At 64.4% G+C, this 10,528-nt stretch carries 8 protein-coding genes and 1 pseudogene; 6 read left to right on the forward strand and 3 right to left on the reverse strand.

What is annotated here, in order from left to right; translation table 11 throughout:
- On the reverse strand, nt 1-1,016 hold a 1,016-nt coding region (locus ABIV12_RS12930), incomplete at its 3' end, for a tyrosine/phenylalanine carboxypeptidase domain-containing protein (protein WP_348059921.1).
- Between the two features lie 170 nt (nt 1,017-1,186).
- Between ABIV12_RS12930 and ABIV12_RS12935 the strand changes: the two genes are divergently transcribed.
- The gene (locus ABIV12_RS12935; RefSeq protein WP_348059922.1) at nt 1,187-3,379 is read left to right on the forward strand and encodes a choice-of-anchor Q domain-containing protein; all 2,193 of its coding nucleotides are present in this window, start codon (nt 1,187-1,189) and stop codon (nt 3,377-3,379) included.
- 202 nt (nt 3,380-3,581) lie between these two features.
- On the opposite strand, the gene rsgA is transcribed toward ABIV12_RS12935, so the two are convergent.
- On the reverse strand, nt 3,582-4,649 hold the full coding sequence (rsgA, locus tag ABIV12_RS12940; protein WP_348059924.1) for a ribosome small subunit-dependent GTPase A: 1,068 nt from the start codon (nt 4,647-4,649) through the stop codon (nt 3,582-3,584).
- Between the two features lie 121 nt (nt 4,650-4,770).
- Between rsgA and ABIV12_RS12945 the strand changes: the two genes are divergently transcribed.
- The 5 genes from ABIV12_RS12945 to ABIV12_RS12965 all read left to right on the forward strand — a co-directional run bounded on the left by ABIV12_RS12945 (nt 4,771) and on the right by ABIV12_RS12965 (nt 10,147).
- Nucleotides 4,771-6,015, forward strand: coding sequence for an aminotransferase class I/II-fold pyridoxal phosphate-dependent enzyme (locus ABIV12_RS12945; protein ID WP_348059934.1), 1,245 nt, complete (start codon nt 4,771-4,773; stop codon nt 6,013-6,015).
- Between the two features lie 13 nt (nt 6,016-6,028).
- Nucleotides 6,029-6,658 carry an SGNH/GDSL hydrolase family protein gene (locus ABIV12_RS12950; RefSeq protein ID WP_348059926.1) on the forward strand — a complete coding sequence of 210 codons (630 nt, stop codon included), beginning with the start codon at nt 6,029-6,031 and terminating at the stop codon, nt 6,656-6,658.
- Nucleotides 6,659-6,868: 210 nt separating this feature from the next.
- Nucleotides 6,869-7,486 carry a C40 family peptidase gene (locus ABIV12_RS12955; RefSeq protein WP_348059928.1) on the forward strand — a complete coding sequence of 206 codons (618 nt, stop codon included), beginning with the start codon at nt 6,869-6,871 and terminating at the stop codon, nt 7,484-7,486.
- 189 nt (nt 7,487-7,675) lie between these two features.
- The gene (locus ABIV12_RS12960; protein ID WP_348059930.1) at nt 7,676-8,620 is read left to right on the forward strand and encodes an aldo/keto reductase; all 945 of its coding nucleotides are present in this window, start codon (nt 7,676-7,678) and stop codon (nt 8,618-8,620) included.
- A 117-nt stretch (nt 8,621-8,737) separates the two neighbouring features.
- Nucleotides 8,738-10,147 (forward strand): choice-of-anchor Q domain-containing protein, encoded by a 1,410-nt coding sequence (locus ABIV12_RS12965; protein WP_348059932.1) that lies wholly within the window; start codon nt 8,738-8,740, stop codon nt 10,145-10,147.
- Here ABIV12_RS12965 and ABIV12_RS12970 read toward each other — a convergent pair.
- A pseudogene (locus ABIV12_RS12970) lies at nt 10,139-10,528 on the reverse strand (hypothetical protein); the annotation flags it as partial. The gene ABIV12_RS12965 and the pseudogene ABIV12_RS12970 sit on opposite strands and share 9 nt — an antisense overlap.

Genomic DNA, 10,528 nt, shown 5'->3' on the forward strand with positions numbered 1-10,528 from the left:
AAAAACGTGTGGACAGACAGCAGACCGTGAAGGTACACCGCGTCCTTGGTGAATGCGGCGCCGCCGGTGACCGGCGCGCCGCGGAACACGCGTTGGGACGACGAGAAACTGTCGTTGGCGGTTTGCCCCGCGTCCATGAAGAAGCGGAATACCTCGATGAAGTCCGCGCCGCGGATCGCCATGTCGATGCCGAGGATGCGCAGGCCGATGCGCTTCATGCGCGCGATATCGATCGATCCGGACATCAGTTCGGCGAAAACGGCCAGACCTTCCTGCGTCGCGATGGTGCGTGGCGATGCGCGCGCCAACGACTTGAGGTTCGGTTGTCCACGACCATTGAGCGCAGTCAGCGAGTGCACGAATGCTTCGTGGGCGAGCAACTGCTCGCGGTCGTAGGGCGTGAACCGGGTCGAGGACCGCAGGCGGATGCGCGTCGCGCCGGCGGCGGCCTTGGCAATCAGCGTCGGGTCGGTTTCCACGGAAACCACGCCGACTCCGAAGAACAGGTCGAGGCGGCCCTGCAATTCGTCGCGCAGGGTTTCGGCGGACATATCGATGCCCGCTCCATTGAGCAATGCGCCACTGTCGTACTCGTCGGCGATCGCGATGAAATGGCGCGCGGCGTCGAGGTGGGTGAGCTTGGCGCCTGGCACCCGATCCTCGGGACGACCGAACAGCTTGGCCGAATGGTGCGTGATCGAGGACGTACCCATCGATTCAAGCAGTTCGGTCGCGATGCACCATGATTCAGCACTGCGGCGAATGTAGTCGCCGACGGGATGCGCCGGATCAGCCGCGTTGGCGATTGCACGGAGTTCGTCGCGCACTGCAGAAAAATCAAAGCGCGCGTACTCGACGACCGGCAGGCGAGCGCGGCCTGCATTCCACGCGGTGACGAACCCGTGTTGCGCCGATGCGGGCCAGCTCAGCGAATCGAGCATGCGGATCCCGCGCGTCGCAACGGCGAGACGCGTGTCGAGCTCGGCGTAAGGATCAGAGGGTCCGCTGGTTGCCATCGCGCGCGTGTTCAGGCGAGTTCAACGACGATAGCAGACGCATGCGGAATTCATCGCACGCGGGTCGACCTTTCAGCGCACGGCTCACATGAACGGAACGCTCAACGACGATGAGGCAGGAAGCGGGACACACACGCGCGCACCCTTGAAACAGTAACGGGAGACAACCGATGTTCCAATCACCTTCAGCACTCTTGCGCCCCACTCCACTGGCCGCCGCACTCGTTTGTGCGTTGGCGACCAGCGCGGTCGCATTTGCCACCGCTGCCGCTGCCGACACGGGACACGCGAGCCGGGCCTATGCGTTGCGCATGGGGACGCGGCAGGCACGCGTCAGCGGTCACACCGCGCGCGCGACACACGCGCCGACGTCTCCACATGCCACGTTGCCGGTCACCAGTTGCCTCGACGATGCGGATCCAGGCACGCTGCGCAACGTCATTGCCGGCGCGGTCGAAGGCGACGTTGTCGACTTGAGCGCACTCACCTGCAGCACGATCACGCTGACGGAAGGGCCGATCGACACGAGCGCACTCGGCGATCATCAACTCTACGATGTCACCGTGCAGGGGCCGGGGCGCGACGCGCTGACGATCGACGCCGCGGGTGCGTCGCAGGTGTTCGTGGTTGGCGGATTCTCCAGCGAAAAAGGCACGTTCACCGCGAACGACCTCACCATCGCGAACGGTACCTACAGCGGTAGCCTCGCTGCCTGTGTCGAGGGCTTCGGTGGCACGGTTGCGCTCAATCGCGTCGCCGTGACCAACTGCAGGTCGAGCGGCACCTATCACGTCGTGTTCGGTGGCGCGGTCGACGTGACCACGCTCGAAATGACCGACAGCACGATCACCAACTCCAGCATTGTCGCGACCGGCGCACACAGTACGGCGATCGGCGGCGGCGCATACGCGAGCGATGGCGCGACACTGGTGCGCAGCACGATCAGTGGCAACACAGTCACGGCGCCGTACGCGAGCGATGGCGGCTATACCAGTGCAGGCGGCGGCCTGTACTCGCGCGGCGACCTCAGCCTCACCGACAGCACGATTTCCGGCAACTCGATCGAAACAACGAATGCAGGCGAGGACGCTGACGGCGGCGGCATCTACGTGCGCGGCATCGCGACGATCAGCAGTTCGACCATCGACGGCAACACTGCGGACGGCAATGGAGGCGGCATTTTCAAGGCGATCTACAGCGTCTACGGCGAGCCGGGCGGGTCCAATCCAACCACCTTGCTGACACTGACAGACAGCACCGTCGCGAACAACAATGCAACGCGTGGCGGAGGCATCGGCACCTCGCGCCCACTGCACCTCTACAACAGCACCATTGCCGACAACCAGGCCACCGAGGGCGGCGCCGGCGTGATGTTCGTGCTGTCCGGCATCACCGACAGCAGCGGCGTGTTGATCGCACAGAGCGCGATCGACGCGAACAACACGGTCGATCCGGCGGGAACGCTGGCGGCCGATCTCGCGGCCGACGATGCGGTGACCGTGACGGGCGCCAACAATCTGGTCATGGCCGCCGATCCGGCCATCGTGCTTCCCGCGGATACGCTCAACTCGGATCCGCTGCTGCTGCCGCTCGCCGATAACGGTGGCCCCACCCGCACGCTCGCGCTGGGCGCGGGAAGTCCTGCGATCGATGCAGGCAACAATGTCCAGGAACTGGCCAACGACCAGCGCGGCGCGGCATTCGCGCGCGTCGGCGGACCTGCCGCCGACATCGGCGCATTCGAAGTGCAGCAGCCGACGGCACCGACCGACGTGATTTTTGCCGACGGGTTCGACGGCGAACCGACCACGCCAGCGACATACGCGTACTCGTATGACGACGGTGACGGAGACACCAACCAGGGGCCGCCGTCCACGTTCGATCCGGACATGCTGTGGGGCAATTACTACATGGCGCAACCCGGCGGCCAATTCGTCACGCACCTGTCGGTTGCGTTCGGCCCGACGTTTCCGTCGCTTGCGAACGGAGCTGTCACCTTCTGGCTGCTGCAGGACGACGACGCCGACGACGACCCCACCAATGCACACGTGATCGGCAGCGTGCAGGCGACGCCGGATGTCTTCAACGACACTTTCTACGAGGTCGCGATCTCGCCGACTTACGTTCACGGCGGCTTCTTCGTCGGCGCAAGCGCCAAGCTCCTCGGCGGACAGGACCGCCCGGCGCGCGTGGACACCAACGCATCGGGCCACGATTCATGGTTCTTCTATGCACCCGACATTGGCGCGACGATCAACGATCTGGCATCGGCGCCGTTCGGAACGCGCAATGACAACCCGGCGTATGTGGTGTTGCCAGGCGCGTTCATGGTGCGCGCGACGGGGGAGGCCGAGCTGCCTTGAGGCGAACCCGCGGCTTCGGCTGCGTGCCTGTCATGTCAACGGGCGGCAGCGGCATGTACGCTCCTTTTGCGGGCGGTGCTTCAGCGGCGATCGGTTGATGTGGGAGCGGCTTCGGCCGCTCCCACAACATCTGCTGCGATGAATTGCATTGCGGCGGCCTGCTCACCCCCCTCCGGGTCGAGGCACCCGCTCGGCCCTTGCGCTATTTTTCGTGCAACCGCTTGCCCAGCGATTTGGTCAGCACGCGGTTTTCTCCTTTGCGTCGCAATTGCGCCTCCAGCGCGTCGGCGGCGGCGACAAGTTCTCCGCGCAGCTTGAGATAGTTCTGCCAGCGCGCGGGGTCCAGGCTGCCGTCGCTGAGCGCGGCGCGAACCGCGCAACCCGGTTCGCTGACATGCCCGCAATCGCCGAAGCGGCACGACGATGCCAGCTCGTCGATATCGGCGAACTGGCTGCGATCGAGCTCTTCCTCGCCGGTGAGTTTGACCTCGCGCATGCCGGGTGTATCGATCAGGCATCCGCCCGAAGGCAACTGGATCAGTGCGCGATGGGTGGTTGTGTGGCGCCCGCGACTGTCGTGCTCGCGGACCGTTGCGGTGGCCATGCGCTCGTGTCCGAGCAACGTGTTGGTGAGGGTCGACTTGCCGACACCTGATGAACCAACGAGGACGGCGGTCTGGCCGAGCCCGAGATACGCCACCAGAGGTGCGACGCTGTCCGCAGACTTCGCATTCACGGCGAACATTTCCAGAGGCGGGGGAACACGTTGGCGCAATTCGGCGAAGATGTCGTCGGCATCGCTGGCGCGATCCGCCTTCGTCAACACGACGATGGGCAACGCACCGCTCGACTGGATCATCAGCAGATAGCGTTCGATGCGCGCCGGGTTGAAATCGCCGTCGAGTCCGTTCAACACGAACACCGCGTCGACGTTGGCCGCGATGATCTGTCGCTGATGATTTTCACCCGCAGCGCCGCGGCGCAGTTCGGTGCGTCGCGGCAGGATACGTTCGATCACCGGCGGTGCGCCGGGGACGAACATCACGAAATCGCCCACTGCAGGCCGTTCGGTCGGGTCGATGTCGCGCTTCAGGAACCGCGCCGCCGGCTGTGCGTTGAACAATGTGTCGCCGTCGTGCAGCTGGTAGCCGGCGCGATGCTGCACAACGACGCGCGCGACCAGCCATTCCGCCGGCACGTCGGAGGGCAACACCTGTGTGCGCCAGCCAATGCGTTCGAGGCGGCGTTCGATATCGGGGGCGAGCTGCATGCGGCGATTCTAGTGGGCCATCCGTGTGAAAGGGGGTCGCGTTGCGCGCGCGGTGACCGGAGCGTGCACGCGCCGGGTGCCGCTGATAGCATCGATGCTCGTTTTCGAGCGGAAAAAAGCGATGGAAAGCCAGGTGGTCGCGGTCAGCGGCCGACTCGACCAGGTGCGTTACGACATCCGCGGGCCGCTCAGCCGGCGCGCGCATGAGCTCGAAGCGGACGGACACGCGGTTCTTCGCCTCAACATCGGCAACCCGGGCCTGTTCGGCTTTCGGGTTCCGCAACACCTGCGTGACGCAATTGCGAACGCGCTGCCGCAAAGCGAGGCCTATTGCCATCAGCAGGGTCTGGGCGAGGCACGCGAAGCGATCGCGGCGCTGCACCGGCGCAATGGCGCCGCGGCGGTGATGGAGCGGGTGTTCATTGGCAACGGGGTCAGCGAGCTGATCGATCTCACGTTGCGCGCGCTGCTTGATCCCGGCGACGAAGTGCTCATTCCCGCGCCGGACTATCCGCTGTGGACCGCCGCCACGCGTCTCAATGGAGGCCATCCGCTGCACTACGCATGTCCGCCCGAACGCGGACATCTGCCCGATCCCGACGAGGTCGCGGCGCTGATCACGCCGCGCACGAAGGCGCTGGTGATCATCAACCCGAACAACCCCACCGGCGCCGTGTATCCGCGAGAGGTGCTCGAAGCGCTGGTCGATGTGGCGGCACGACACGGCCTGGTGCTCTTGTGCGACGAGATCTACGACAGCGTGCTGTATGACGACGCCGCATTCGTGCCGCTCGCGCCGCTCGCCGGCGAGACACCGTGCATCGTCTACGGCGGCTTGTCGAAGGTGCATCTTGCGTGCGGGTATCGCGTTGGCTGGTTGTCGCTCACCGGTGCCGAGCGTCGTGTCACACCGTTGCTGCATGCGCTCGACCTGCTTGCGTCGCTGCGCCTGTGCAGCAACGTCACCGCGCAGTGGGCGATCAAGCCCGCGCTCGAGGGACCGAACGAAATCCGCGCGCTGACCCAGCCCGGGGGTCGTCTGCATGCCGCCCGCGCTGCGGTTTGCGCAGGAGTCGCGCGCAGCGAATTCCTCTCGATGGTGACGCCAATGGGGGCGCTCTACGCATTTCCAGGCGTGCGCCCCGACCGTCTGCCCGACTTCGACGACGCTGCGTTCGCCCTCGATCTTCTCGAACACGAGCAGGTGATCCTGGTGCCCGGATCGAGCTTCAACATTCCTGCGCGCAACCATTTCCGGGTGACGCTGCTGCCGGAAGCGGCCGTGCTCGACGATGTGTTCGATCGCATCGAAGGTGCATTGCGGAGGACCGCGGCGAAGGCCGACGCCGGTCGCCGGGTTGCGTGAGCGGCAGAGTGCGATGACCGCGTCCGCGGAGTACAGCCGTCGCTTTCTCGCGCTTGGCGATTCGTACACGATCGGCGAAGGCGTCGCGTTGCACGAACGCTGGCCTGCGCAACTGGCGCGCCGCCTGGAAGCGCGTGGCATTTCGATCGACCAACCCGTGGTCATCGCGCAGACCGGCTGGACCACGGACGAACTGGCCGCAGCAATGGACGCCGTCACATTCGCACCTCCGTATGCGCTGGTGACATTGCTGATCGGCGTCAACGATCAGTATCGCGGTCGCGACGTGGCCGGCTACCGCGGCGCGTTCGCCGGGTTGCTCGAGCGGGCGATCACCTTGGCGGGCGGTCACGCGAACCGTGTGGTGGTCGTCTCGATCCCCGATTGGGGCGTGACCGGCTTTGCGCACGCGCAAGCGCGCGACCCCACGCAAATTGCCACCGCGATCAACGCGTTCAACGCGTCGGCAGCGCACATCGCCGGCACTCTCGGCGCCGCGTTTGTCGACATCACCGGCGTCTCGCGAGATGCTGGAGATGATCAGGCGATGCTGGTCGGCGACAGGCTGCACCCGACCGCAGCCCAGTACGCGTTGTGGACGCAATCCATCCTGCCCGCAGCGGCTGACGCGCTCGCCTCCTGATGTGCAGAGCGGTAGCACCGCCGATGCCGCGATTCAGAGGTCGGGTCGACAGGCAATCCCGGAACCCCGTCACGCTATTCCGTCCAATTGCCTGAACCTTAACGCTCGCCAAACAACTCGATCGACCTCCTTTGCTAACTTCGCGCCTCCACGGGGGTGGGTGCGGACCGGGTCCGACGTCCCCTGCTGTTGTCCCACGGGAGTACGTCGATGACCTCCAAGCGAATGATGTTGTTGTTTTCGCTGGCTTTTCTGGCATCTGCTTCCAGCATGACGCAGGCGTCCACCAACGCCGGAATCGATACACGTCACTGGCAAATGGACAGCTCCTCGACGCTCGGCGTCGGCGCCACGCCGCTTTCCGGCACGATGCTCGCCCTTTCGAACCTGCCTGCCCTTGCGGAAACGAGCACTGTCCCCACTCGCAGCGCACCCAAGACCTCCGGTGTGCGAAAGCTGCTGGCCGACTTTGCGGTGACTCTGCGTGACATCCGCTATCGCCGTGGCGGCCGCGAGCCGTCGACCGGGTTCGACTGCAGCGGCTTCGTGCGCTACGTGTTCCGCCATACGCTTCAGCAGGATCTGCCGTCGGACTCGGCCAGTCAGTATCTCTCCGGCGAGAAAGTCGCACGCGCCGACATGAAGACCGGCGACCTGGTGTTCTTCCGCATCCGCGGCAAACGCATTTCGCACGTCGGCATCTACCTCGACAACGGGCGCTTCATCCATTCGCCGTCGACCGGCAAGAGCGTCAGCATCAGCAACCTCAGCGAGGCCTACTGGGCCAAGCATTTCGTCGGCGCGAAGCGACCGAGCGGACTTTCCTGATCCGCCGATCATCGTAGCGATCCTGCTCCACGCGATCCGCCGATTCCGCGCGGATACGGACAGACGACGCGCGCCCCGCGCTGCGACAACCCCGCTGGACCCACGACGCAGATCTCCCTTGCGCGGGGTATGCCTTTGCCGGCATCGTCACGTGATCGGCGGTCTCGCCAGATCCCACAGGACTCACAGATGAGCAAGCGCGCGTTGGGCCGTTCCGGCCTGCAGGTGGCACCACTGGCGCTGGGTGGCAACGTGTTCGGCTGGAACGTCGACGAGGAGACGTCGTTTTCCATCCTCGATGCGTTTGTCGACGCCGGCCTTGACCTGATCGATACGGCCGACATGTATTCGGCCTGGAAGCCCGGCAACCGCGGCGGAGAATCGGAATCCATCATCGGCAGATGGCTTGCGAAGCGCGGTCGACGCGACGATGTGGTGATCGCAACGAAGGTCGCCAAATGGACCGAACACAAGGGTCTCGCGCCAGCGACGATCCAGGCCGCGGCAGAGGACTCGCTCAAGCGATTGCAGATCGACACGATCGACCTGTACTTCGCGCACGAGGATGATCCGTCGGTTCCATTGGCCGACACGCTCGGTGCGTTTTCGCGTTTGATCGAACAGGGCAAGGTGCGCGCAATCGGTGCGTCGAACTACAGCGCGGCACGATTCGCCGAGGCGCTCGATACCAGCGAACAATTGGGCCTGCCCCGCTACGAAGTCTTGCAGCCGGAGTACAACCTCGTTGCGCGCAAGGATTACGAGGCCGCACTCGAACCGCTGATCCGCGAGAAAAAGATTGGAGTCGTCTGCTATTACGCGCTCGCCAGCGGATTCCTGACCGGCAAATACCGAAGTGAGGATGACCTGCAAAAAAGCGCGACGCGCGCCGCAGCAGTCGGCAAGTACCTCAACGGCCGCGGCTTGCGCGTGCTCGCCGCGCTCGATGACATCGCACGCCTGCATTCGGCCACGCCGGCACAAGTCGCGCTTGCGTGGCTGATCGCGCGCGATGGAATCACCGCACCGATTGCCAGTGCGACGAGCGTTGCGCAGGTCGAGGACATCGCCGCAGCGGTTCGCTTGAAACTCGCACCGGACGACATCGCTGCACTCGATCAGGTGAGTCACTGAGCCGACATCTCGCGTAAAACCGCGATCGATGGAAAAGGCCACACGTTCGACTCAATGTGGAAGACGTGATCGGATTGATTCGCTCTAGCGATGGAGCGCCAACTTCAGGGAGTGGCCATGGTGAATGATTCAAACGGTCGATGGGACGACATCCGGTTGTCCGCGCTTGCAGTTGGGCTAGCCGTCACGTTGTCGTCGCAAACCGCTGCAGACGCGAAAACGCCGTTCATCTATGGCGGCAGCACCTTGCTCGTCGCCAATTGTGACGACGACGGTGTCGGCAGCCTCCGCGCTGCGCTCGCGCTCGCGGCCAATGGCGACACGATCGATCTCTCGCAACTCACGTGCGGCACGATCACGCTGACCACCGGCGAGCTTCACACATTCAGAAACCTCACCCTGCGCGGCCCGGGATCAGGCGAATTGACGATCACTGCCGGGAGCGGGAGTCGCGTTCTCCGGCATGCTGGAAGCGGAACAATGGTTGTCTCGGGCGTGACGTTGGCGGACGGAACGATCGTGTCGAATACGTTGCCCGGGGACACGGCTGCGAGCGGCGGCTGCATCGCCGCCGCCAGTCTTTCGATGTCCGACGTGGTTGTCAGCGGTTGCATCGCATCCGATGTGCATGTGCCGGGGGTACCGTCCCCAGGAGCGAGGGGCGGCGGAATCTATGTCGGCGGATCGGTCACCCTCGACGGATGCCGCGTCATCGGAAACACGGCGGAGGCGAGCAACGACTTCATCAACAGGGCGTTTGGAGGCGGTCTGTACGTCGGAGGAAACTTCGACATTCGCAACAGCACGATCAGCGGCAATGCCACCGATGGAACACATCACCCGTTCGACAGTATCGGAGGAGGTATGTACACGCGCGGCGGTGGAGTGATCCAATCGACGACGATCAGCGACAACTACGCCTACTACGCCGGTGCGGCACGCCTCAATTCGTTCGGAATCGCAAAGAGTATCCGCAACGTGACGGTTTCCGGAAACAGTGCGGTTGCGTGGACCGGGGGGATCGTGACGGATGGATCGAGCCTGGAGATCAGCAACAGTACATTCGCGTTCAACCATGCGCAGACCCTGGGTCCGCCGGGAGCTCCGGCGTTCGGAGGCGCAGGCCTTCTTGTGTTTGGCGGCGGATACACCATCGATCTCGAGAGTTCGATCTTTGCGAACAACACACGGGGGAGCGATGAAGACGACTTTTTCGTTTTTGCGCCTGGAGACGTCGCCGGAGCGGACAACCTCGTGATGACCAGCAATGTCGCGCTTCCGGCCGATACGCTTGTCGCGGATCCACAACTCGCGCCGCTGGCGGACAACGGCGGCCCGACACAGACGCATGCGCTTGCGCCGGGAAGTGCGGCGTTGGATGTCGGCAATAACCTTGCGTCGTTCGATTTCGACCAGCGTGGCACCGGATACGAACGCGTCTCTGGACCACGTCCAGACATCGGCGCATTCGAATGGCAGCAGTCCGACACGATCTTCGTGAACTCATTCGAAGGTGCGCTACGCTGATTGGCGATCGCGGAGCATTGAGGTTGGGCGAAGCAGGGACGCTGTGGACAACGTTCGATCAGCGTGGACCCTTCCGATGAACAGGTAGTACGGAACACGCGCAAGTGGAAGGTAGGGCACCGACGCGCGGGCCTCGATGATTTCATGCAATGGCACGTGCGCGCGCAGAGTCTGCAGGTGCTCAGGATCGAGACGCACTCCGTCGTGGGCAAACCACGTGGGCCAGAAGGCACGCGTCAACCACCCGTGCGAGCCACCGGGCGGCGCCGGCGACACGTAGAAATCCACCACGCCGAGCACCCCGCCCGGCTTGAGCATTGTGATGGCGTTGCGGATCGTCGCGCGCCAGTCAGGGATCATCGTCAAGGCGTACGAAAGAAT

This window comes from Dokdonella sp., assembly GCF_039926425.1.
In the GTDB taxonomy this organism is placed as follows: Bacteria; Pseudomonadota; Gammaproteobacteria; order Xanthomonadales; family Rhodanobacteraceae; genus Dokdonella_A.